At 69.9% G+C, this 24,091-nt stretch carries 20 protein-coding genes; 5 read left to right on the forward strand and 15 right to left on the reverse strand.

Annotation, left to right across the window (positions count from 1 at the left end):
- Positions 1-6 precede the first annotated feature (6 nt).
- From ftsA to F4X11_05685, 13 genes are all read right to left on the reverse strand, one after another.
- Complete coding sequence (gene ftsA, locus F4X11_05625; protein ID MYN64494.1) at positions 7-1,239, reverse strand: cell division protein FtsA; 1,233 nt, start codon at positions 1,237-1,239, stop codon at positions 7-9.
- A complete protein-coding gene (locus tag F4X11_05630) occupies positions 1,229-2,137 on the reverse strand; it encodes an FtsQ-type POTRA domain-containing protein (GenBank protein MYN64495.1) in 909 nt (302 codons plus the stop codon). The genes ftsA and F4X11_05630 overlap by 11 nt, the downstream gene beginning before the upstream one ends.
- The gene (locus tag F4X11_05635; protein ID MYN64496.1) at positions 2,137-3,612 is read right to left on the reverse strand and encodes a UDP-N-acetylmuramate--L-alanine ligase; all 1,476 of its coding nucleotides are present in this window, start codon (positions 3,610-3,612) and stop codon (positions 2,137-2,139) included. Before F4X11_05635 ends, F4X11_05630 begins: the two co-directional genes overlap by 1 nt.
- Positions 3,536-4,693, reverse strand: coding sequence for an undecaprenyldiphospho-muramoylpentapeptide beta-N-acetylglucosaminyltransferase (gene murG, locus F4X11_05640; protein ID MYN64497.1), 1,158 nt, complete (start codon positions 4,691-4,693; stop codon positions 3,536-3,538). Before murG ends, F4X11_05635 begins: the two co-directional genes overlap by 77 nt.
- An 8-nt stretch (positions 4,694-4,701) precedes the next feature.
- A complete protein-coding gene (gene ftsW, locus F4X11_05645; GenBank protein MYN64498.1) occupies positions 4,702-5,802 on the reverse strand; it encodes a putative lipid II flippase FtsW in 1,101 nt (366 codons plus the stop codon).
- A 193-nt stretch (positions 5,803-5,995) separates the two neighbouring features.
- Positions 5,996-7,378, reverse strand: a complete 1,383-nt coding sequence (murD, locus tag F4X11_05650) for a UDP-N-acetylmuramoyl-L-alanine--D-glutamate ligase (protein ID MYN64499.1) — start codon at positions 7,376-7,378, stop codon at positions 5,996-5,998.
- Positions 7,375-8,460 carry a phospho-N-acetylmuramoyl-pentapeptide-transferase gene (locus tag F4X11_05655; GenBank protein MYN64500.1) on the reverse strand — a complete coding sequence of 362 codons (1,086 nt, stop codon included), beginning with the start codon at positions 8,458-8,460 and terminating at the stop codon, positions 7,375-7,377. Before F4X11_05655 ends, murD begins: the two co-directional genes overlap by 4 nt.
- A complete protein-coding gene (locus tag F4X11_05660; protein MYN64501.1) occupies positions 8,460-9,881 on the reverse strand; it encodes a UDP-N-acetylmuramoyl-tripeptide--D-alanyl-D-alanine ligase in 1,422 nt (473 codons plus the stop codon). The genes F4X11_05655 and F4X11_05660 overlap by 1 nt, the downstream gene beginning before the upstream one ends.
- 7 nt (positions 9,882-9,888) lie before the next feature.
- Positions 9,889-11,427, reverse strand: a complete 1,539-nt coding sequence (locus tag F4X11_05665) for a UDP-N-acetylmuramoyl-L-alanyl-D-glutamate--2,6-diaminopimelate ligase (protein MYN64502.1) — start codon at positions 11,425-11,427, stop codon at positions 9,889-9,891.
- Positions 11,424-13,778, reverse strand: a complete 2,355-nt coding sequence (locus F4X11_05670; GenBank protein MYN64503.1) for a transpeptidase family protein — start codon at positions 13,776-13,778, stop codon at positions 11,424-11,426. Before F4X11_05670 ends, F4X11_05665 begins: the two co-directional genes overlap by 4 nt.
- Positions 13,753-14,190: a cell division protein FtsL gene (gene ftsL, locus F4X11_05675; GenBank protein ID MYN64504.1), complete on the reverse strand. Its 438-nt coding sequence runs from the start codon at positions 14,188-14,190 to the stop codon at positions 13,753-13,755. Before ftsL ends, F4X11_05670 begins: the two co-directional genes overlap by 26 nt.
- Positions 14,187-15,077 carry a 16S rRNA (cytosine(1402)-N(4))-methyltransferase RsmH gene (rsmH, locus tag F4X11_05680; GenBank protein ID MYN64505.1) on the reverse strand — a complete coding sequence of 297 codons (891 nt, stop codon included), beginning with the start codon at positions 15,075-15,077 and terminating at the stop codon, positions 14,187-14,189. Before rsmH ends, ftsL begins: the two co-directional genes overlap by 4 nt.
- Before the next feature lie 25 nt (positions 15,078-15,102).
- Positions 15,103-15,543 carry a division/cell wall cluster transcriptional repressor MraZ gene (locus F4X11_05685; GenBank protein ID MYN64506.1) on the reverse strand — a complete coding sequence of 147 codons (441 nt, stop codon included), beginning with the start codon at positions 15,541-15,543 and terminating at the stop codon, positions 15,103-15,105.
- Here F4X11_05685 and ychF point away from each other — a divergent pair.
- The 3 genes from ychF to F4X11_05700 all read left to right on the forward strand — a co-directional run bounded on the left by ychF (position 15,410) and on the right by F4X11_05700 (position 19,356).
- Positions 15,410-16,768, forward strand: a complete 1,359-nt coding sequence (ychF, locus tag F4X11_05690) for a redox-regulated ATPase YchF (protein MYN64507.1) — start codon at positions 15,410-15,412, stop codon at positions 16,766-16,768. The genes F4X11_05685 and ychF overlap by 134 nt on opposite strands.
- Positions 16,765-18,399 (forward strand): murein biosynthesis integral membrane protein MurJ, encoded by a 1,635-nt coding sequence (gene murJ, locus F4X11_05695; protein MYN64508.1) that lies wholly within the window; start codon positions 16,765-16,767, stop codon positions 18,397-18,399. Before ychF ends, murJ begins: the two co-directional genes overlap by 4 nt.
- 123 nt (positions 18,400-18,522) lie before the next feature.
- Positions 18,523-19,356: a rhomboid family intramembrane serine protease gene (locus tag F4X11_05700; protein ID MYN64509.1), complete on the forward strand. Its 834-nt coding sequence runs from the start codon at positions 18,523-18,525 to the stop codon at positions 19,354-19,356.
- On the opposite strand, the gene F4X11_05705 is transcribed toward F4X11_05700, so the two are convergent.
- Positions 19,357-19,728 (reverse strand): cupin domain-containing protein, encoded by a 372-nt coding sequence (locus F4X11_05705; protein MYN64510.1) that lies wholly within the window; start codon positions 19,726-19,728, stop codon positions 19,357-19,359. It abuts the gene before it with no gap.
- Positions 19,729-19,902: 174 nt separating this feature from the next.
- On the opposite strand from F4X11_05705, the gene F4X11_05710 reads away from it, so the two are divergent.
- Together F4X11_05710 and F4X11_05715 are read left to right on the forward strand one after the other, a co-directional pair.
- Positions 19,903-22,053, forward strand: a complete 2,151-nt coding sequence (locus F4X11_05710; protein MYN64511.1) for a dehydrogenase — start codon at positions 19,903-19,905, stop codon at positions 22,051-22,053.
- Positions 22,054-22,136: 83 nt separating this feature from the next.
- On the forward strand, positions 22,137-23,132 hold the full coding sequence (locus tag F4X11_05715; GenBank protein MYN64512.1) for a hypothetical protein: 996 nt from the start codon (positions 22,137-22,139) through the stop codon (positions 23,130-23,132).
- Here F4X11_05715 and F4X11_05720 read toward each other — a convergent pair.
- A complete protein-coding gene (locus F4X11_05720; protein ID MYN64513.1) occupies positions 23,119-24,042 on the reverse strand; it encodes a DMT family transporter in 924 nt (307 codons plus the stop codon). The genes F4X11_05715 and F4X11_05720 overlap by 14 nt on opposite strands.
- Positions 24,043-24,091: the final 49 nt, after the last annotated feature.

Below are 24,091 nucleotides of genomic sequence, written 5' to 3' on the forward strand. Positions count from 1 at the left end.
TCGCCTCTAAAAGAACTCCTTGAACAGGAGACGCAGTCTTCCCGCAACCCTGCTCAAGGCGCCACCCGTGTGGTGGTCCTGCTCGGACATCTGACGCCGGTTCGCGTACATGATCAGCCCGACGGCCGTAGCGAACGCCGGATCGTTGACGTGATCCGTCAATCCGCCCGCACCGACCGGGCAGCCGCGGCGGATCGGCAGATCGAAAATCTGATCGGCTATCTCCGGCATGCCGTCGAGGGCGCAGGCGCCCCCGGTCAGCACGATGCCGGAATTGAGTGCGCCCTCGTAGCCGCGATGCTGGATCTCGTCCCAGAGCTGGTGAAAGACCTCTTCGGCGCGCGGCTGCAGCACGTCGGCCAGGATGCGGCGCGACATGATCCGCGGCTGGCGGCCGCCCACGCTGGCGATCTCTACCGTCTGCTCTTCGTCGACCAGCGCCGTCAGGACGCACCCGCTGCGGCGCTTCGTCTTCTCCGCCTGCGGAATCGGGGTACGCAGGCCGACGGCGATGTCGTTCGTGAAGTGGTCTCCGCCCAGCGCAATGGCGCCCGTGTGCCACAGGCTGCCGCGCTCGAATACCGCAAAATCCGTCGTCCCGCCGCCGATATCGACCAGGGCTACTCCGAGCTCCTTCTCATCCGACGTCAAGACGGCCTCCGCCGCCGCAAGCTGGCCGAGCACCGTGGCGGCGACGGTCACGCCGGCCCGATTGACGCAGGTAACCAGGTTCTGCGTCGTCGAGGTGCTGCCGGTAACGATGTGGACGTTCACCTCCAGGCGGGCTCCCGTCATCCCGATCGGGGCTCCGATGCCATCCTGCTCGTCCACCACGAAGTCCTGCGGAAGCGTGTGCAGCACTTCGCGGCCGTTCGGCAGGGACACGGCCTTCGCGGCGTCGATTGCGCGCCGGACGTCCTGGCGCGTGATCTCGCGGTTCTGCCCGGCGACCGCCACCACGCCCCGGCTGTTGAACGCCTTGACGTGACTGCCGGACAGCGCGAGATGCACCGTGTCGATCTCGACACCCGCGGTGAGCTCGGCCTCCTCAATCGCCTTCTTGATCGACTCGACAGCCGCCTCGAGGTTGATGACGACGCCGCGGCGAATGCCGTGCGCGTCCGCGACTCCGATCCCGATGATGTCGACGCCTCCGTCCTGCATCGCCTCGCCGACGATGGCGGCGACCTTGGACGTGCCCACGTCGAGGCCGACGACGTACTGCTCTCTACGTGCCACGCTGCCTCCGTTGACCGCTGTTCGCCGCGAGCCCGGTCCGGGCCGCTTCCGTCAGTCTCCTTTGCAACGCGATGCGGCGCGCCGCCGCGGCCGCGTCCGCCGGACCGACGTACACCCTCTCGTCGAACCGCACGTCCACATAGTCGATGTCGGGCACGACCTGCCGTAGCGCCGGCGAGATTTCCAGATAGGTCCGGAGCCGCGCAACGAACCGCTCGGCGCCGAGATGCACGCGGACCGGATCCCCGTCCAGCAGCACGACCGCGTCATGCGGATTGGCGACGTCCACCTGCGAAATGCGCGCGGCAAGGCCGCTGTCCGCCTCCACTTGTGCGATCAGACGCGCGGCGAGCGCCGCTCGGCGCTCGTCGACCGCCGAGCTCTCTTCGCCTCCGCGGGCGGAGAACCCGTCGATGATCGGCAAATCGAGGTCGGAGAACCGGGGACCGAATTCATCGATCACATGCCCGGTGACGTCGATGAGATAGAGGCTCGAGCCGAACCTGCTCAGCCCGACCGGCTCCCGTTCTTCCAGTGTCACATGCACCGCCGAGGGCAGGACCCGGCGCAGCGCCGCCTCGCGGATCCATCCGGACGCGAGCAGGCTCGCGCGTCCCGCCTCGAGATCGGCGACCAGCAGATTCTCGCCGCGCAACGGCTCCATGAGGCCCGCGACCTCGCCGGCAGACAGGCGTTCGTTGCCTTCGACCGTGATCGTGTCGACACGGAGGACGTCCGCTTGGCGCAACCAGGCAAACGCCCAGGCGAGGCCGCCGGCCACGACCAGAGCCAGGCCCAGATGCACGACGAGCCCCCGACGGCGCGCAAACCACCGACGGCGTACCGGCTGCACGTAAGCGCGTCGAAACCGCGGTTCGGGACGAGCGTGCACCGCCATCACGCACCCCGCCCCTGGAGCAGCTCGACGAGACGCGGGGCCAGCCGCGCGATCGACCCCGCTCCGAGCACGGCTACCAGATCGCCCGCCGCCACCATTGCCCTCACGCGCGACGCGGCATCATCGAGGCTGGCGGCGATCTCGACGGGTATCCCGGAATGGCGCCGTACGGCCCGCGCGACGGCGGCCGCGTCGACGCCCTCCAGACGGGACTCGCTCGCCGCGTAGACCTCGGTGAGCAACAGGGCGTCCGCCTGCCCGAGCACCTCACCGAAACGGTCGAGCAGACGCGCCGTCCGTGAGTACCGGTGCGGCTGGAACACCACGATCACGCGGCGCGGAGACCCGAGTCGGGCGGTCTGCAGGACCGCCTGAATCTCCGTCGGGTGGTGAGCGTAGTCGTCCACGATCTCGATGCCGCCGGGCAGGTGGTGGCGAGCATGTCGACGGGCGGCCCCGGCGAAGCGGCGCAGGGCACCGGTTGCGGTTTCGGGAGGGACGCCCAGCCATGCCGCCGCGCCGATGGCCGCCAGCGCGTTGAGCAGGTTGTGGCGACCCGGAACCGCAAGGGTCAGTTCCACCTCGGCGCGCCGACCCCGGACGTTCGTGACCACCCGGGCCGTGGATCCCGACGGCCCGAGCTCCACTCGATCCGCGCGCACGCCCGAATGCGGGATCTCGATCCCGTAGGTCACGACGGGACGCGGGCAATGCGCCGCCACCCGAGCGACCTGGGGATCATCCGCACACGCCACCATGCAACCGCTCTCCGGCACGCTGGCCGCAAACGACCCGACCGCGCGAACGAGCGCGTCGAATCCCTCGTACGCCTCCAGGTGCTCGTCGTCCACGTTGGTCACCACGGCGATCTCGGGAGCCAGGTGCAGAAACGACCGGTCGCTCTCGTCGGCCTCGACCACCATGAACGGCCCACTCCCCCGCCGGGCGTTGCCCCCCAGAGCGTCGACCACTCCTCCGATGACCACTGTCGGATCCAGCCCCGCCGCCTCGAGAATCAGCGCCAGCATGGACGTGGTCGTGGTCTTGCCGTGGGACCCGGCCACGGCGACGGCCCTTTTCCGCTTCGTGAGCTCCGCCAACATCGCACCGCGACCGACGATGGGAATGCGCCGGCGCTCCGCCTCGACGAGCTCCGGGTTGTCCGGCGGCACCGCCGACGAGACCACGACGACGTCCGGCGCCCCGACGTGTGCCGCCGCATGTCCTTCCGCGACCCGAATGCCGATCGAACGGAGTCGCGCCGTCGCCCGCGAGGTCTCGAGGTCGGACCCGCTCACCTCATAGCCCGCGCCGTGCAGCAACTCCGCGATGCCGCTCATGCCAATGCCACCAATGCCCACCAGGTGGATCCGTCTGACTCGTTCGAGCACACGGTCCCTATCTCTCCGCGCCGGCAACCGCCCCGGCGCATCCCATGAGCTGCTCCGCCCGCTGCAGCACCCTGTCCGCCGCATCCCGCTTCGCCAGGCGCCCCGCCGCCGCGGACATGGCCGCGCGGCGCTCCCGGTCCCCCGCGAGAGCAATCATCCGGGGCGCAAGACACCGTTCGAGATCGACCTCTTCGATGACCTCCGCGGCGCCGGCCGCAACGAGCACCGCAGCGTTCCGGCGCTGGTGGTCGTTGGCCGCCGTCGGCAACGGAACGACCACCGCCGGCAGGCCGGCCGCCGCCACCTCCGCCAGCGTCGTCGCTCCCGCGCGGCAGATCACCAGATCGGCTGCGCGCATTTCCTCGTGCATGATCTCGAAGAAGGCCGCCACCCGGGCATTCACACCGGCCTGACGGTAGGCCGCGCGAACGCGGTCGAGATCGTGCGCTCCCGTCTGGTGGATGATGCGTACGCCGCCGGGCGCCGCAGCCAGTACGCCGGCGGCGCCGGCCAGCGCGACGTTCAGGGCATGCGCCCCCTGCGATCCGCCGAGGACGAGCACCGTCGACGGACCGGTCCGTCCGGCCCGCTCCACGTTCGCAACGTCGAAGAACCCCTCGCGGACGGGGTTGCCGCTCAGGAACGCCTTCGCCCCGAAACAGGACGAGGTCGTCTCGAACGAGACGGCCGCCGCCCGCACCAGAGGCGCGAGCATCCGATTGGTCATGCCCGGCACCGCGTTCTGCTCCATCACCATGGTCGAGCGCCCCGCCAGCGCCGCCAGCAGCACCACCGGCCCGGCGCTGTAACCGCCGAGTCCGATGACCAGATCCGGACGGGCCCGGCGCAGCACGCGCGCCGCGTCGCAGAGCGTGAGCGGCGCCATCCCGACGGTCCGGGCGACGGCGAGCGGTGACTTGCCCACGAGCCCCGTCGTGCGGATCGGTTCGAACGGGAACCCCTCGCGCGCCAGAGCCCGCTCCTCGATGCCCCGGCCCGTTCCGACGAACACTACGTACGCTTGCGGATGGCGCCGGACGAGCGCACGCGCCACGGCGATGCCGGGAAAGAGATGGCCGCCGGTGCCGCCGCCCGCGAACATCACCCGGGGCGCGCCCGTTCCGGCGGCCCGGTTCCCACGTCTCGCGATCCGCCTCTCGTCCATCGCCAGGGTCAACGTCTGAGCGCCGCATGCTGCGATACGTTCAGGAGGATTCCCATACCGATCAGCCCGATCAGGAGCGACGACCCGCCGGCGCTGACGAACGGCAGCGGAATCCCGGTCGTCGGCAGCAGTCCGAGCACTACGCTCATGTTGATGAATGCCTGCATGGCGACCATCGTCGTGAGCCCGATCGCCAGGAACGCACCGAACCGGTCGGGCGCATGGCAGGCGACGAGCAGACCGCGCCAGGTGATGATCGCGAAGCACAGCAGGATCACCGTTGCGCCAAGCAGTCCCGTTTCCTCGGCAATGACGGCATAGATGAAGTCCGTATGCGGCTCGGGCAGGAAATGCAGCTTCTGCAGCCCGCGCATCAGTCCCAGGCCCACCAAGCCGCCGGTGCCGACCGCGATCTGCGACTGAATGACCTGAAACCCGTCTCCCAGCGGGTCGGCCCACGGATCGAGGAACGCCAGCAACCGCCTCATGCGATACGGCGCGCTCGACAGCACGAGGTACAGGGCCGGCGCCAGCACGAGCGCCGCTCCGACCACGTAGCGGTAGCTGAGCCCCGCGACGAAGACCATCGCCGCCACGATCACGACGACGGTAAGCGCCGTGCTGAAGTCCGGCTGCAACAGGATGAGTGCGGCGAGGCAGGCCGTGAGCCCGCCTATCGGCAGCAACGCGTAGAGGGCGTCGTTGACCCGGTCCATCCGCCGCTCGAGTTGCGCCGCCGCGAACATGATCAGGGCAATCTTGGCGAGCTCCGACGGCTGCACGCCGAATCCCGCGATGCCGAACCAGCGGCGGGTTCCGTTGATCGGGTCGCCGAACAACACGGCGACGAGAGCCAGCAGCGTGACGCCGACCGCCGTCGACAGGACGGCCGGCTTCTTCAACCGCCGGTAGTCGACGCGCATGACGCCCCAGAGCAGTCCGAACCCCATGACGGCCCACATCACCTGCCGGAACAGAAAGTGGTACGGCCGCGCGTAGCGATCCATGGCGAGCAGGGCCGACGCGCTGTAGACCATGATGACGCTCGCACTCAGGAGCGCGAGCGTGGCGAAGAAGAGCAACTTGTCGGGCTTGAGTTTCCGCGCCATACTCGCCACCTGCGATGGTCGTGTCGCAAGGCCTAAAGTTCGCGGCCGGTCGACCCGAAACAGGGGTTACGCGATCACGTGAGCGGTCAGCAGTCATCAGTCAGACCCGGGTGGAGACACCAGCCTCGCAGGCAAGGGATAGCCTGCGCTCCCAGCGGCCAGCTCTTCACCGCGCAAACCGACTGATGACTGCTCACTGCTCACGTCCGTCACTCTCCGAAACCGGCGACCCGAGCGCCGCCACCGCATCCCTGAACGCCGCGCCTCGAGCGGCGTAGTCCCGATACATGTCGAGGCTGGCGCAAGCCGGCGCCAGCAGCACGGCGCCGCCCGGGCGGCAGCGCGCCGCGGCCAGCCGTACCGCCTCATCCATCGTCTCCGCCTCGAGCACGTCGACCTCCGGCTCCAGCGCGCGTCGCACGCGGGGTCGCGCCTCGCCGATGGCCACCACCGAGGCGCTCCGCGCCGCCAGTACGGAGCGCAGGTCCTCGAACCGCCCGCCCTTGAACCGGCCGCCGAGGATCACCACCAACCCCGGACCGAAGCACTCGATCGCGGCGCGCGCCGCGACAACGTTGGTTGCCTTCGAGTCGTTCACGAAGCGGACGCCGGCGCTCTCCCCCACGAACTCCAGGGTGTGCTCGAGGCCGCGGAAGGAACCAACGGCCCGCGCCATCGCGCCGGCGTCAATCCCCACCAGGGTGCCGACGGCCGCCGCCGCCGCGATATCGCTGAGCAGGTGGCGCCCGGGGACTCGGACCGCGGACATCGGCACCAGGCACTCGTCCCCGTCGGCCGAGCGACGCGCGATACCGTCCGCGGTGACCTGCACACCCTCGGCCAATGGCGTCTCCACGGCGAACCTGAGCGCCCGTGCCCGACCGGAGCGTGCAATCCGGAGCACGTGCGGGTCGTCGGCGTTGATCACCATCTCGTCGTCCGGCGTCTGGTTCGCGAACAGCCGGGCCTTCGCGCCGGCGTACTCCTCGAAGCTCGCATGCCGGTCCAGATGATCCGGCGACAGGTTCAGGCACACCGCTATCCAGGGACGAAACGTCTCGGTGAGCTCGAGCTGAAAGCTGCTGACCTCGACGACGTGCACGACGTCCGGCGTCGAGCTCTCGACCTGGCTGCTGAGCGCCACGCCGATGTTGCCCCCGACGATCGCGCGGCGTCCGCCGGCTTCCAGCATCCGACCGGTCACAACCGCGGTGGTCGACTTCCCCTTCGTTCCGGTCACCGCCACCAGACGCCCCCGCAGCCAACGGGCCGCCAGCTCCACCTCGCTGATGACCGGGACTCCCCGGCGACGCGCCGCGGCAATCTCCGCCACCCGCGGGGAAACGCCGGGGCTCAGCACGATCAGGTCGGCGGCCCGCAGCGTGGCGTCTCGATGTCCACCGCTCTCCAGCACGATGCCGTCGCCCGCGAGGCTCTCGGCCTGGGCAATCCTCGGGCCGGCCTCGCTCAACGTGACGCGGGCGCCGCGACGGGCCAGCAGCCGGGCGGCGGCAAGCCCGCTACGGCCAGCGCCGACCACGACGACACGCGAGTCCACGACCGAGAAATGCGTCATCGCAGCTTCAACGTCGTCAGGCTGAACAGCGCGAAGACCACCGCGGCAATCAGGAACCGGGAGATGATCTTCGGCTCGCTCCACCCGATCTGCTCGTAGTGGTGATGCAGGGGCGCCATCCTGAACACGCGCCGGCCGGTGAGCTTGAACGACCCGACCTGAACAATCACCGACAGCGCTTCGAGGACGAACACCGCACCCACGATGGGCAACAGCAACTCCTGCTTGATGAGTAGCGCGACGGTCCCGAGCGCGCCGCCGAGCGCGAGCGAGCCGACGTCGCCCATGAACACGTCCGCCGGATACGAGTTGTACCAAAGGAACCCGAGCCCGGCGCCAACGAGGGATCCGCAGAAGATCGTGAGCTCGCCCGCCGGCGGAAACCGCACCAGCAGCAGGAATTCGGCGATGGCGGCATGGCCGCTCACGTAGGTCAGGGCCGTGAACGCGCCGGCCGCCACCGTGAAGATGCTGATTGCGAGACCGTCCAGCCCGTCCGTCAGGTTCACGGCGTTCGATGAGAACACCAGGACCAGCACCGCGAACGGGACGTACAACCAGCCGATGTCCGGCGTGAACTGCTTGAAGAACGGGAAGATGATCTCGCTGCTGTAGAGATCGCTGTGCGTCAACTGCAACAACGACAGACCGACCGCGGTCGCGACCGCGCTCTGGGCGATGAGCTTGCCCCGGACCGACAGGCCGCGGTGCGAGCGACGCGCGATCTTGAGCCAGTCGTCGGCGAACCCGATGGCGCCGAAGGCGGCGGTCGACAACAGGGCGATCTGCACGTAGACGTTGGTCAGGTCCGCCCAGAGCAGGGTCGGCACGAACGCCCCCGCCAGGAGCAGCAGCCCTCCCATCGTGGGCGTGCCCGCCTTGTCCTTGTGCGTCGGCGGCCCGTCGTGCCGGATGATCTGACCGATCTGCAGCGCCCGCAGCCGGCGGATCGTGACCGGGCCCAACACGAGCGTCACCGTAAACGCCGTCAGGCTCGCGGCGGCGGTCCGGAAGGTGATGTACTGGACGACGTTCAGCAGGCTGAAGTCCGTGTGCAGCGGATAGAGCAGGTGATACAGCATCACGCATGCTCCGCCTTCAGTCGGTCGGCCACGCGATCGGCACGGACGCCGCGCGACCCCTTGACCAGCACGAGATCGCCCGCCCGGACGAGCGCGGCGGTCAGCGAAGCTGCTTCGTCGCTCGTACCACAGGTCACGGCGCGGCCGGCGCTCATACCGGCCGCGCGGGCGCCTTCCGCCAGCGCCTCGGCGGCGGGGCCGCCGATGGCCACGAGCACGTCGAACCCGGCCTCCACCGCCAGACGGCCGCAGGCGCGATGCAGCAACCCCGCGCGGGGTCCGAGCTCGAGCATCTCGCCCAGAACCGCGACGCGGCGCCGGTGCCCTCTGTCGCTCCCCAGCGACCGGAGCACCTGCTCGAGCGCCGCCGGGTTGGAGTTGTAGGAATCGTCGACCACCGTCACCCCCTGGGCCAGGCGGAGCACCTCGCCACGGCGGGGCGGCGGTGCGAACGCCGCCGCCTCGCGCAGCATCGCCTCCACCGGGACCTGGAACAGAAGGGCAACCGCGATTGCGGCGACCACATTGGCCACCTGACCCGCTCCGAGCAGTCGGGTGCTCAGGCCGCCGCCGCCGACGGGTGTCTCGACCGCCGCCCGCATGCCGTCGATTCCGCGATCGTCGACCTCCGTGGCTCGAACGTCGGCCTGCGTGTCGACTCCGAAGGTGGTCACGCCGCCTGGAAACCCGCCGATTCGCTCCATGGCCAGTGTGTCCCCGGCGTTCACGACCAGGTGGTCACGCGCGGTCGCACCGTCGAGAATCTCCGCCTTGGCGTCGGCGATCCCCTCTATCGAAGGAAATGACTCGGCATGGACCTCCGCCACGTTCGTCCAGACGCGGACGTTCGGCTCGGCGATGCCGACCAGGGTATGAATCTCGCCTGCATGGTTCATGCCGAGCTCGACCACCGCCACCTCGGGGCGGCGCCTGAGCGCCAGCAGCGACAGCGGGAGGCCGATGTGGTTGTTGAGGTTGCCTTCGTTGCGGAGCACGTCGTGGCGCGTGCCGATGAACGCCGCCGTCAGCTCCTTGGTCGTCGTCTTGCCCACGCTTCCGGTAATCGCCACGACCTTCGCGCCCGAACGACGCCGGACGTCACGCGCGATCGACTGGAGCGCATGCGTGGTGTCTTCCACGACGATGGTCGCCGGGGCGACCCCGCTCGCCCCGGTGACCGGCGCCGCCGCAGCGTCGCTGACGATCACGCCCGCCGCTCCTCTACCGACTGCCTCGGCGATGAAGTCGTGACCGTCCAGCCGGTTGCCCCGAATCGCCAGGAAGACGTCGCCCGGACGGATACGCCGGCTGTCGATGGAGATGTCTCCCAACTCGACATCCGGGAGGCCGGCCACCAGCCGCCCTCCGGCCGCGAGGGCCAGTTCCCCCGCCCGCACCACCGCCGTTCCTTGATCCGGCACCTGTCTGTCATCCCCCTGACGGCCGCCCGCTCCGTGCGTCGAGCGCCGCGCGCGCCACGACGACGTCGTCGAAGGGCACCGCGCGCGATCCGATCACCTGGTAACGCTCGTGCCCCTTGCCCGCTATGACGACCACGTCGCCGGCCCCCGCGTCGTCTATCGCGCGGCGGATCGCCGCCGCCCGCTCCACGATCGCCAGATGCGGAGTGTCGGAACGACCGAGGCCACGCTCGATGTCGTCGATGATGGCTTTCGGATCCTCCGACCTGGGGTTGTCCGACGTGAGAATCACCGCGTCGCTCAGGCGGGTCGCCACCACCCCCATCAACGGCCGCTTCGTGGCGTCCCGATCGCCGCCGCAACCGAACACCGTGACGATCCGGCGCCGGGCGAACTGGCGCACGGTTTCCAGCAATCCCCGCAACGCGTCGTCGGTGTGCGCGGAGTCGACGATGACGATCACGTCGTCGTCCTCCGAAGACACCGTCTGCATACGACCCGGCACCACGGTCAACGCGCGTACCCCGGCTGCGATACCGGCGAACGGCAGGTCGAGAGCCACGCCCGCGGCCGCCGCGGCGAGCACGTCGTAGGCGGCGGCGCGACCCGGCAACCGCGACTCCAGCAGCAACGATCCACGCGGGGTGCGCGCCTCGATGACGGTCCCGTCGGCCCGCAACTCCAGGCGGACGGGCATGCAGTCCGCCGTCCGATCCAGGGCGTAGGTCACCGGCCGCGACACCTGCCCCGCCAGGCGAGCGCCGCGCGGGTCGTCGAGGTTGACCACGGCCGGAGCCCCATCCGGCAACAAGTCGAAGAGCCGCCGCTTCGCGGCGAAATAGCTCTCCATGTCGCCGTGAAAGTCGAGATGGTCGCGCGTCAGGTTCGTGAAGACCGCGGCTGCGAACCGGACGTGTTCGACCCGTCGCAACGCCGTGGCATGGGAAGAGACCTCCATGGCGCAGGCCCGTGCGCCCCGATCGCGCATCGCCGCGAGCAACGCGTGGACCTGCGGGGCCTCCGGCGTGGTGTGCACCGCCGGTTGCTCGGCGTCGTCGCCGCCGATCCGGTTCGAAATGGAGCTGATGCGCCCGGTCACCATCCCCGCGTGCGCGAAGATCGATTCGAGGAGCCACGTCGTGGTGGTCTTGCCGTTGGTGCCGGTGACGCCGACGACCTGCAGGTCGCGACTCGGATCGCCGTGGAAGGCCGCGGCGAGTGCGGACAGCGCGGCGCGGGCATCCGGCACGCGGACCCAGGGCAGCGGCGCCGTGGCCGGCGGTTCCACCTCGGCGACGACGAGCGCCGCGCCGCGCTCTACCGCGTCGTCGACGAAATCGGCGCCGTCGAAGCGCTGCCCCGGGACGGCGACGAAGACGCCGCCCGGAGTGACGTCACGCGAATCGAAATGGACGCCGGTCACCGGAGACTCCAGACGCGCGTCCGGAACCGTGGGGCCGCCGACGCCGGCGTCAGCGAGCAATACCCCGCAGGACATCCCGCGATCGACGTTCCCAACCGCGGCCTTTTCGTCGACCATGGTCATGGCCCCAGCGCCTCGGCGTCGTCGGCCGGCGGCGCATACCGCTGCAGCCAGACAGTGACGGTTGCGCCCGGGTCGACGGCCTCTCCCGCCGCCGGCACGTGGCGCGCCACCGCTCCGTCGCCGTTGAACTCCGCTCGCAGACCGATGCGGCCGAGGACTTCGACAGCCTGCCGAGCGCTCAGCCCACGCAGATCGGGTATCGATCCCGCATCCTCGGAGGCGACCGCAGAGCGGGCCGGAAGCGGTGCCCCGGCGGACTCCGACCAGGCGGCCGCCCGCAGGTCAGCATCCCGCGCGGGCGCGGAGCGCGCAACCAGCGGCGGTCGGGTCGAGTCCTGCGTGCGCGGCACCCGGAGGTACCGCAGGGCCGCCTCGGCGATACGCTGAAAGACCGGCGCCGCCGCCGCGCCGCCGGTGTATGCCCGCTGGCGGATGCCGTTGATCATGGCGGTGCGCGGCGTGTCCAGCATGACCAGGACGACGAACCGCGGGGCATCCGCCGGTACGAATCCGACGAACGAGGCATTGTGGTCGGTGTGCGAATAGCGACCGTCGATGAGCTTCTCCGCCGTGCCGGTCTTGCCGGCGACCGCATAGCCGGGCACTCGGGCGCGACGGGCCGTTCCGCGCTCGGCGACCTGCGTCATGATCCCGGTCAGCGCAGCCGCCGTCTCCCGCGAGATCGCGCGCCTGATCACCCGTCGCTCCGACTGCACCCGGCCACCGTTGCGGGCCACCGTGCGAACGACACGAGGCTCGAGGAGCTCGCCGCCGTTCGCCACCGCGGCGAAGGCAGCCGCCATCTGCAACGGGGTGACGGCAATCTGGTACCCCATGGCAATGGACGCTATCGCCCGATCGTTGAGCGTCTCGGCACTCCAGACGAGGCCCGCGCTCTCTCCCGGAAAGTCCCGTGACAGTGCGCGCCCGAAACCGAACCTGTCGACGTACCGGCTGAGCCGCTCCGGTCCCAGGCGCAATCCGACCAGGATGGCCCCGACGTTGCTGGACTTGACGATCACGTCCGTGAAGCTCAGCGGGCCGTAGGTGGTGAAGTCATGGATCCGGTTGCGGCCGATCCGGATGAAGCCGGCGCTCACGTCGAACACTTCGTCGGGTTGGACGGCATCCTCCTCGAAGGCCGCCGCGGCGGTGACGATCTTGAAGGTCGAGCCCGGCTCGTACACGTCCTGCACGGCGCGGTTGCGGCGCTGCGCGGGCGTTGCGGCGCCGAACACGTTCGGATTGAACGACGGCGCGCTGGCGAGCGCCAGCACCTCGCCGGTGCGCGGATCGAGCATCACGACCGCCCCGGCATCCGCGTCGTAGGTTCGAATCCCCGCCCGTAGCTCGCGCTCCGCGATATGCTGGAGATGCTTGTCGATGGTCAGCTCGACGGTCGCGCCGGCAGTCGGCGGCCGGTCGATGCGGCTGAAAGCGCGCCGGCGGGCATCGGTGTGGACCAGGATCTGTCCCGCCCGGCCGCCGATCTCCGAGTCATAGGTCGACTCGATCCCGCTCAAGCCCTGGTTGTCGAGCCCGACGTAGCCGATGAGGTGCGCCGCGAGCTCGCGGCCGGGGTAGTAGCGCCGGTCTTCGGTGAGGAATCCGACGCCGTCCAGCCCCAGGGCCGCCACGCGCCGCGCCTCTTCCGGCGACACCTTGCGCTGGACGTACGCGAAGTCCCTGGGGCGCCGGAGACGGCGCGCCAGGTCGTCCCGCCCGGCCCCGGCGCAGTCGTCGAGGGCGCCGCAGATCGCACTCGCAGTCGCTTCGAGCTCTTCGTCCTCGATTCTGGAGGGCACGGCGTATACGGCGCCGGTGTCCGGGTCGATCCCCGCGGAGGCCAGTCCCAGAGCCGCCACGCGCCGCGCTTCCTCGGAAGACGGGTCGGACTTCAGCAGGGCGAAGCTCCTGCGACGGTGGAGACGACGTTCGAGGGCGTCCCGGTCCACCCGCGTGCATTCGTTCAACGCGTTGCAGAGGGCGCGGGCGGTGGCTGCCGGCTCATCGATGTCGGTAGGCACGGCGTAGACCGTGTCGGCGTCGACGCTGTACGCAAGCACGCGCCCGTTCCGATCCAGAATCTCGCCGCGCTTCGAATGCACTTCGATGGTCCGCCGCTGCTGGCTTCCCGCCCTCGCAACCAGCTCCGCGTGCTGCACGACCTGCAGATGCACGAGCCTGGCCTCGATGGCGACGACCCAGATCGCGAACGCCCAAGCCGCCACCAGCACGCGACGTTTCAACGTGTCGCGCCACTCCGGGCGCGGCGCATGCGCCGCGGCGCGCCGGCGCCGCGTGCTCCGCCTGCCCCAGGGCGGCCTAATAGAGTCCGCGAGTCGGCTCACCCGACACCTCCTGCCGCGTCGCCACGATCGACGACTCCGGCACCTCCGGCACCGCTTCGCCCACCACCCGTTCCACGAGCAACTCGCGGCCGCCGGCCGGGACGACCATGTGCAGTTGCCCGATCGCGACGCGCTCGATGCGGGCCGGCGAGCGGAGGGTCTCGATCTCCAGACGGAGATGGCGGTTCAGCTCCTGCTGCCTGGCGTATTCCTGGCGCATCTGTTCGGTGCGGTAGCCATGCTGCAGCAGCTCGAAGTGCTGCCAGACCGAGAACAGCAGAACGGCAACCAGCGAGACGGCCAGGATCAGCGACCCCCGCAACTCGCGTTGTCGAACGCCGTCCAGCTCGCGCACGATCGGGGCGTTGCGAATCTGCGGGGAAACGAGATCCGCGAAATCCTCGTGGGTCATGCCAGCCTCTCGGCGGCGCGCAGCTTCGCGCTGCGCGCACGGGGATTCCGGGCCACCTCGCCCGCGGAGGGACGCAACGGGCGTCTGGTCAGCACCCTGATGGCGGCGCCGGCTTCACGCTCGAATCGGCGCAACGCCCGCTTGACGATGCGATCCTCCAGCGAATGAAAGGTGATGACGGCCAGCCGCGCCCCGGTCCGCAGGCGCCGGCAAAGCGCCAGCAGCCAGGCGTCCAGCCCGTCGAGCTCGCGGTTGACCCAGATTCGCAGCGCCTGGAAGGTGCGGGTGGCGGGATGGATGCGCCGGCGGCCCCGGTAGGGCACCGCACGGCGGACCGCCTCCGCCAGTTGACCGGTGGATGTCAACGGCGCGCAGGCGCGCGAGGCGACCAGGCGCCGGGAGATGCGCCGCGCGTAGCGATCCTCCCCGTACTGGTGGATCACGTCGGCGAGCTCCGACTCGGGCGTGTCGCGCAGGAGGTCGGCGGCCGTCGGGCCGGTCGAACGATCCATCCGCATGTCGAGCGGTTCGTCGCGCCGGAAGCTGAAGCCGCGTCCGGCGCCGTCGAGCTGCAGCGACGAGATTCCCAGGTCGGCGAGGGCGCCGCCGTCGATGTCGCCGATGCCGCGCTCGGCGAGCGCCGCATCCAGGTTGCGGAAGTCGGAGTGGACGAGCTCGACACGGTCGGTCCAGCTCGTCAGCGTCCGCGCGGCCGCCGCCAGCGCCTCACCGTCCCGGTCGAGCCCCAGCACGCGATCCGCGCCGCCTTCCAGGAGCGCGCGGGCGTGGCCGCCGCCTCCGACCGTGCAGTCGACGAACAGGCCGCCGCGCGCCGGATCGAGGACGGTCACCACCTCCGCCGCCATGACCGGTTCGTGCGTGACCATCGGACTCTGCGTCATGCCGCCCCACTCAGATGCCGTAGTCCGCCGCGAGCGTGCCGAGTTCCTCCGGCGTGAGCGGGTGATCGCTCTGCCGCTTGCCGATATGCTCCTTGTTCCAGACTTCGAGGTGATTGCCCAGCCCGAGGACCATCACCTCCCCGACTATCTCCGCCTGCTCCCGGAGCAAACCCTGAATCAGGACGCGCCCCTGCTTGTCGAAGGCCGCCTCCTGCCCGTAGTAGTTGACCGCTTCCTTGTACCGGCGGACCCTGGGATCCGATGAGGGAGCCTGTGCGAGCTGCGCCTCCATGTCGGTCCAGACGCGCAGAGGGTAGATGAACGCGGCCTTGCCGTCGGTGCTCGTCACGAACACGTCGTCGCCGTACTGCGCCGCGATTGCCGACCTGAAGACCGTCGGCACCTTCAGCCTCCCCTTGTCGTCGATCTTCGCGGGCCTGTTCCCTCTCACCTGTCTGCTCCACTACAGTCCAGTTAAATCCCTCACAGGCCACTTTAGTCCACACACGAATCCTAGGGGACCACTTTCCCCTTGTCAACGGGTGAATCGCCGTTTCGCGATGGATGTGCGACACTTTCCGGCGACGATGCTGCGCGCCGGCCTGATCGGGCTCGCTTCGGCGGGCAAGTCGACTCTCTTCCAGCTCCTCACGCGGGCGGCCGACACGGGCGGCCGTGCCACCGGTCGGGACGACGCGGCCATGGGGCTGGCGCGCGTGCCCGATCCCCGCCTCGACCGCCTGAGCGCGATGTTCTCGCCACGGAAGCACACGCCGGCCACGGTGACCTTCGTCGACATGGCGACCCGGCGCGGCGGCGGCGCCGCGACGCTGGTCGACGTCGCGCCGTACCGCACGGCCGATGCGCTGCTCCACGTCGTCCGCGCGTTCCGGGACGACGCGGTTCCGCATCCGGCGGAGTCCGTCGATCCCGGGCGTGACGCCAGGACCCTGGAAGACGAGCTGATCCTGGCCGACCTCGGGGTGGCCGAGCGCCGCATCGAGCGGATCGAGAAGGACCGGAGCAAGGGCGCGTGGAAGGGTGACGCGGCCGAGCTCGACGTCCTGCGACGCTGCGCGGGCGTGCTCGAGGCCGGCACGCCGCTACGGGCGCTCGAGCTCGATCCCGCGGACGCCAGGCGGCTTCGCGGCTTCCAGTTCCTCTCCGCCAAACCGCTCCTGCTCGTCGTCAACGTCGACGAGGCGGACGCGGGCATCTCGACCGAGGACGCGGTGCGCGCGGCCGGCCTCGACGGATTCGTTCACGGACCCGCGGTGCGGGCGCTGACCGTCTGCGCGAAGATCGAGCTGGAGATCGCGGAGTTGGAGCCGGAGGATGCGGCGGCCTTCCTGACCGATCTGGGCCTGCGCGAGACCGGGCTCGACCGCGTGATCCGCGGCGCCTACGAGTTGCTCGGCTACGTGTCCTTCTTCACCACCGGCGAAGACGAGTGCCGCGCGTGGTCCATCCCGGCGGGCACCGTCGCGCAGGACGCGGCCGGAGAGATCCACTCGGATCTGGCCCGGGGCTTCATCCGCGCCGAGGTGGTCGCCTGTGAGCGCCTGGTGGCCCGCGGCTCCCTCGCCGCCTGCCGCAGGCACGCCGAGGTGCGGCTCGAAGGCAAGGACTACGTGGTCCGCGACGGCGACGTCATCAACGTCCGCTTCGCCACATGACTCCCCCGGAGTCGACGCCCCCGCCCCCGCCTGGAACGGCCGCAGCCTCGGCCACGACGCGGCTCGCCAGGTCCGCCGGCGTGGTGGGAGCGGCGACTCTGACCAGCCGCGTCCTCGGGCTCGTCCGCGACCAGGTGCTCGCGTATCTGTTCGGCGCCGGCAACGCCATGGACGCCTTCAACGTGGCGACGCGAATCCCCAACCTCCTGCGGGATCTGTTCGCCGAGGGCGCGATGAGCGCCGCGTTCGTGCCCGCCTTCATGCGCCGTCTGACGCACGCCGGGCGGGCGGAAGCCTGGCGGCTCGGCAATCAGCTTCTGAACGCGCTCGTGGTGGTGACCGGCGCGTTCGTCCTCTCCGGCATGCTCTTCGCGGAACCGCTCGTGCGACTGCTCGCCGGCTCCTACGCCGAAGTGCCCGGCAAGCTGGAGCTGACGGTGTTCCTGACGCGCCTGCTGCTGCCCTTTCTGACGCTGGTGGCGGTCGCCGCGGCGCTGATGGGCATGCTGAACTCGCTCAACCGCTTCTTCGTGCCGGCCCTCTCGCCCGCGATGTACAACGTGGGCATCATCGTGAGCGGCGCACTGCTCGTTCCGCTCATGCCCGGGCTCGGGCTCGATCCGATCGTCGCCATTGCCATCGGCGCGCTGCTGGGCGGGGTCGGCCAGGTCGCGCTGCAGGTTCCCGCCCTCCACCGCGAGGGATTCCGATACCGGGCGGCCCTCGACCCGGCCGATCCCGGACTGCGGCACATCCTCCGGCTGATGGGACCCGGCACGCTCGCCGGCGCGGCCGTCCAGATCAACCTGTTGGTGAACATGGTGCTGGCCACCGGACAGGGCACGGGTGCCGTTTCCTGGCTGGGCTATGCGTTTCGCGTGATGTACCTGCCGATCGGCCTGTTCGGCGTCTCGATAGCCGCTGCGACGCTTCCGGTCGTCTCGCGCCACGCCGCGCGCGAGGAGATCGACGGCATCCGCGACGCCGTCTCACGGGCGCTCCGCCTCATGCTGGTCGTCAACGTCCCCGCTACGGTCGGCCTCATCGCGCTCGGCGCACCGGTCGTGCAACTCATCTTCGAACGCGGCAGCTTCACGCCGGAGGACACGGCCGCCACGACCGCCGCGCTCTTCTTCTATGCCCCCGGGCTCGCGGGCTATTCGGCCGTCCGCATCGCGGTCCCCTGCTTCTACGCACTCGGCAGCAGCGTCACTCCGACAGCGATCAGCATGGCCGCCGTGACCCTGAACATCGCGCTCAATCTCCTGCTCGTGGATCTGATGGGATACCGCGGGCTGGCGCTCGGCGCCTCGATCGCCGCCCTGGCCAACGCGGTCACCCTCCTCGCGGTGCTGCGCCGGCGGCTCCACGGTCTCGATCTGGGCCGGGTACTCACGGTCTTCGCGAAGATCGCCGTCGCATCGGCGGCCATGGGAGGCGCGGCCTGGATGACGCATGCGCTGCTGCTGGAAGCCTGGCCCGGCGCGGAGCTGGTCACGCGCCTGGGCAGGGTCTGCACGAGCATCGCGGTCGGCGGCGCCGTGCTGGCGGCCGCTGCGCTGATGCTCAGGATTCGAGAGCTCGAACAGGTGGGACGGCAGGTGCTGGCCCGCCTGGCTCGCAACCGCTAGCGCGACCCTGCGGTCGCGTTGGGAGTCTCGCCGACGCGAAACTGCTGCGGCACGGTCGCTCGCGGTCCGCCGGAGCGACTCCCGGCAGCCGAATCCGGCGCATCGGCCCCTGAGAATGGTACGATGGGCGCGATGCGACCGATGCACTACGGCGGCAGCCACTACTCCTTCGGACCCGGCCTGATGACGCCCGCGGTCAAGATGCTGCTGTGGGCCAACGTCGGTCCGTTCCTGCTGACCGCGCTCGCCCCGTCGCTCTTCTACTCGATCGCCGGCGTCTTCGGACTGACGCCGCAGGCGGTCCTCACCCGGTTCTGGATCTGGCAGCCGGTCACCTACATGTTCTTGCACGGCGGCATGGGGCACGTGCTGCTGAACATGCTGGTGCTCTGGATGTTCGGCGTGCAGTTGGAGCGGCTCTGGGGCTCCCGGTTCTTCCTGCGCTACTACTTCGTCACCGGCATCGGGGCGGGACTTTCGACCATCGCGGTGTCGCTGCTGCCGTTCGCTTTCGCCGATCCGACCTACGCTGCCGTGACGATCGGCGCCTCGGGCGCGGTCTACGGGTTGCTGATGGCGTTCGCGCTGATCTACCCGGAAACGCCCATCCTGATGTTCTTCCTCTTTCCCGTGCCGGCGAAGTACTTCGTGATGATCATCGGCGCCGTGGCGTTCCTGTCCGTGCCCCGCGGAGATGGGGTCGCGCACATCGCCCATCTCGGCGGGCTGCTGGTCGGCTTCCTGTACCTGCGGATGCGCGGCGCAGCGGCCGGTCGGATCGGCGGTGGACGGATGAGGCTGGGACGGATCGGCGTCATCGCCGACATCAAGTACCGCTACGTCAAGTGGAAGATGGCGCGTCTCCGGAAGCGCTTCGACGTCTACCAGGGCCGGGGCGGCCGGGATTGGGACGACTATCCGCGCGGCGACGGCAACTGGAACGACCGCGTGCATTAGCTACTGCGGCGGGTCACCGGCAGGACCGCGGCCGGTGGGCGCCAGCCACTCCGTCCGCACCGGACAGAAGAGATCGAGCGCGAACGTATCCGCCAGTGCCTCGGCCTGATGCCGCACCCCTGCCGGAATCACCAGTACCTCTCCCTCGTGCACGACGATCTCCTCGCCTCCGACCATGCAGCGCAGGGCGCCCTCGAGCACGTATTGCAACTGCTCGCTCACGTGCCGGTGCGCCGGCACGTGCGCACCCCGCTTCAGATAGACCTGCACCAGCATCTGCCGCTCTCCCGACACGATCTTCCGGGAGATCAGCTCCGTGACCTTGTCGAGATCGAGCGCGGCCCAACGATGAACGACGGCGTTCGACGGCATCGGTTCCTCCCCCGCGGCCTGGGTCACCTGATCGTAACTGTTGACAGGGAACGGTTTACGCCGCCCTCGCGAAGGGCCGCCGGGCCGCGGCCGCGTGATATAATCGAGAGTCGTGCACGATACTCGATCGAGCCGACTGTCGCCCGCACCCGCCCACCGCAAGGACTCCGCACCATGAAGGGACCAGCGCTCACGAACGAGCCTGCCGCCCGCGCAGCCCTCGCGGTCGGCGGCCCTGTCGGCGAGCTGTCGCGCGAGCGGTTCATCGGCTTCTACCGCACGATGCTGCTGTCGCGCCGTCTCGACGACCGGGAGCTGCAGCTCAAGAACCAGAGCCTCAGCTACTTCCAGATCAGCGGAGCCGGGCACGAGGCCGTGCAGGTGGCGGCCGGACTGGCCCTGCGGCCGGGCCGCGACTGGGTTTTCCCGTACTACCGCGACCGGGCGTTGTGCCTGACGCTCGGTCTGACGGCCCACGACATGCTGCTCAACGCCGTGGGCGCGAAGGACGATCCCAACTCCGGCGGCCGGCAGATGCCGACCCACTGGAGCTCGCCGACGTTGCGCATCGTGTCCCCCTCGAGTGCGTGCACCACGCAGTGCCTGCACGCGGTCGGCGCGGCCGAGGCGGGAGAGCTCCTGCCACGACTTCTCGGCATCGAATCCGATTCGTCTCCCCCCGACGGCGATGTCGTGCTCGTCTCGCTCGGCGACGGCCAGACGAGCGGGGGCGAGTTCTGGGAATCGCTCAATACGGCCTGCACGGGACGGCTTCCGGTCGTCTACCTGGTTGAGGACAACGGATACGCGATCTCCGTGCCGGTCGAGGTGCAGACGCCCGGCGGTGATATCTCGGATCTGATCGAGGCGTTCCCCGGCCTGCACGTCATCCGCGTCGACGGAACCGACGGCGTCGCCAGCTTCCGCGCCATGAGCGAAGCCGTGGCGTGGGCGCGGGGCCGTTCCGGCCCCGCACTGGTCCACGCGCACGTCACGCGTCCGTACTCGCACTCGATGTCGGACGACGAGCGTCACTACAAGAGCGCCGCCGAACGGGAAGCGGAGGCGGCGCGCGATCCTCTGCGCCGGTTCGCCGACTTCCTGGTGGCCGCCGGGCACGCGACGGAGGTCGAGCTCGACGCGGTCGCGGCCGACGTCGACCGCGAGGTGCAGGACGCATCGGACCGCGCCGTCGCCGCCCCGAAGCCGGATGCGTCGACGGCCGCGCTGTACGTGTACTCCCCGACGGTCGACCCGGCTTCCGACGCGTTCGAGGCCGCGGCCGCCCCGGCCCCATCCGGCACGCCGGAGACGATGGTCTCCGCCATCAACCGCACGCTCAAGGACGAGATGGCGCGCGACCCCCGTATCGTCGTCTTCGGCGAGGACGTCGCCGACGCCAGCCGTCCGGAGATCCTCTCCGAGGTAACCGGCAAGGGAGGCGTGTTCAAGGCAACGCTCGGACTGCAACGGGAGTACGGCCGAGAGCGAGTCTTCAATTCTCCGCTCGCCGAGGCGAATATCGTCGGACGGGCGATCGGCATGGCGGTGCGCGGTCTGAAGCCGGTGGTGGAGATCCAGTTCTTCGACTACATCTGGCCGGCCATGATGCAGATACGGGATGAGCTCTGCATGCTGCGCTACCGCTCGAACAACGACTGGTCCTGCCCGGTCGTCATCCGTGTCCCGATCGGCGGCTACCTGAAGGGCGGCGCCCTTTATCACAGTCAGTCCGGCGAGAGCATCTTTGCGCACTGCCCAGGGCTGCGCATCGCCTTTCCGTCGACCGCCGAGGACGCGGCCGGCCTGCTCCGTACGGCGATCCGGGCGGACGACCCGGTCCTTTTCCTCGAGCACAAGCACCTCTATCGCCAGACCTACAACAAGGGAATCTATCCGGGAGCCGACTACACGCTGCCGTTCGCGCGGGCCGCCGTCCGGCGGGACGGCGCCGACGTCACCGTGCTGACCTGGGGCGCTCTCGTACAGAGGTCGCTGCTGGCCGCCGAGCGCGCCAGCCAGGAGGGAATCGACGTTCGGGTGATCGACCTGCGCACGATCGTACCGTACGACTGGGAGGGCATCGCCGAAGCCGTGCGAGCGACCAGCCGGGTCGTGATCGCGCACGAAGACCAGTTGACGTGCGGTTTCGGGGCCGAGCTCGCTGCACGGATCGCCGACGAGCTGTTCGAGCACCTCGACGCCCCCGTCAAGCGCCTGGGGGCGTTGGACTGCCCGGTCGCCTACAGTCCCGTTCTCGAAGAGGCCATCCTGCCGCAGGCGGACGACGTGCTGGACACCATCAGAGCGACCGCTCGCTACTGACGAAGGAGACCCCGCTGGACCCACCGGCCCGTACCCGCGCGATCGCCAGCATCTGCCGGCTCGCCGGAGCGACGGCCCTGGCCTTGGCGTTCGCACCGCTCGTCACTCCCGCACCGGAGGCCTCGCACCACGTCGAGATCCTGCACTCCACCGGCGGTCTGCCACCGCACATCGTCGGCACGTTCCGTGAACCGAGCGTCTTCCAGCAGGCGCCCGACGGGCGGTACTTCGTGTTCGACCGGCGCGGGCATGCGGTCCATCGGATCGCCCCTGACCGCACCGTAACCACGCGGCTCGTACAGGTCGGTCCCGAAGACGGCCGGATCCTGGGCGCGAGCACGTTCGATCTCGGGCCCGGCTCCCGGTTCGTCGTCGCGGACGCGCCCGGCGGCCGGGAACGCGTCCAGATCTTCGATCTCGACGGCGGGCGCCTGGGCAGCTTCCGGCTGCCGGGTCGTGCCGCGCCGCGACTCACCCTCGGCCCGATCGTCCTGAACGGCATCGGCTCGCTGGAATTCACCGGCCGGTCGATGCTGATGAACCAGCCGGAGATCGGCGGACTGATCACCCGCTTCAGCCTGAACGGGCATCCGTACCAGACGTTCGGCTCCTTCCGCTCGACGGGTCACGAAGCCAATCGCGACCTGCATCTCGCCCTGAACAGCGGGTTGCCGCTCGCGGACCCGTTCGGCGAACACTATTTCGTCTTCCAGTCGGGTCGGCCGCTCTTCCGCAAGTACGACAGCGCCGGGACCCTGCTCTTCGAACGTCACATCGAAGGCGTCGAGCTGGATCCACTGATCAACGCGCTTCCGACGGTCTGGCCCACCCGCCCGGACGACCGCGGCCGGGAACTGCCGCTGGTTCCGCCCACGGTCCGCACCGCCGCGGTCGACCGTACCGGCAACCTGTGGGTCGCCCTGTCGACGCCGTTCCTCTACGTCTACGATCCGTCCGGCGAGAAGATTCGCACGGTCCGCCTGCAGGCGGCGGGCGTCGTGCACCCGTCGAGCCTGCACTTCCCGGACGAACGGCGGATGCTGGTCGCCCCCGGGTGCTACGAATTCACCGTGTGGTGACGGGGGCGGGAGCGGCCGATCCCTCCGCCCTCGTCAGCACCAGGCCGCCCAGCACGAGTACGGCGCCGCCGATGCGGGCAGCCCCGAGCGGCTCTCCCAGCCAGACGGCCCCGACCGCCATGGCGGCGACCGGCACGAGATTGGAGTAGACCGAGGTCCGGGCGCTGCCGAGTCTCTTGACGCCGGTGTACCAGATGATGTGCGCCACGGAGAGCGCCAGGAACCCCGAGACGACGAGCGCCACCCACGCCCAGCCGCTGACGGCTCCCCAGTCGAGCTCCAGCAGATCGGGCACCCCGAACGGCGCGTAGCACAGCGTGCCGACCAGCGTGGCGTAGGCCGACAACTGAAGCGGCGAGTAGCGTACCAGCAGCGCCCGCGATCCGGTCGTGTACCAGGCCCAGCACCAGAGGGCGACCAGCGTCATGGCGTCGCCGGTGAGCGTCGTCGGCGTGGCGCCGGCCCCCCGCCCGGCCACCAGATAGACGCCGGCCACGGCAAGCGCGACCCCCAGCCACTGACGCCCGCCGACCGCTTCCCGCCGCCGACTCAGCGCGTTGAGCGCCAGCACGGCGATCGGCATGCAACCGAGGATCAACGAGCTGTTGGCGACGGTAGTGCGCGCCAGACCGCTGACGAAAGCCAACTGATAGCCGCAATGGCCAACCGCGCCCAGAGCCACCAGCGCCGGCCAGTCGCGGCGGGCGGGAACCGCCTCGCCGGACAGACGCGAGGCGCACAGAAGCACCACACACGCCGTCGCGATCCGCAGTGCGTTGAACGCGAAGGCCGGAATCTCCTCGATGGCGGACTTGACGACCGAAAAGTTGCTGCCCCAGATCAGCACCAGGAGCAGCAGAAGCGCATCGAGCGGGGTCAGGCTGATGCGGAGCGTTCCGCGGCTCACCACGGGCGCCGTCCCGGCACCGCGGCGGAACGGATTGCCCCCGTGCGTTGCC

The sequence above is a fragment of the Acidobacteriota bacterium genome (assembly GCA_009861545.1).
Lineage (GTDB): Bacteria > Acidobacteriota > Vicinamibacteria > Vicinamibacterales > UBA8438 > WTFV01.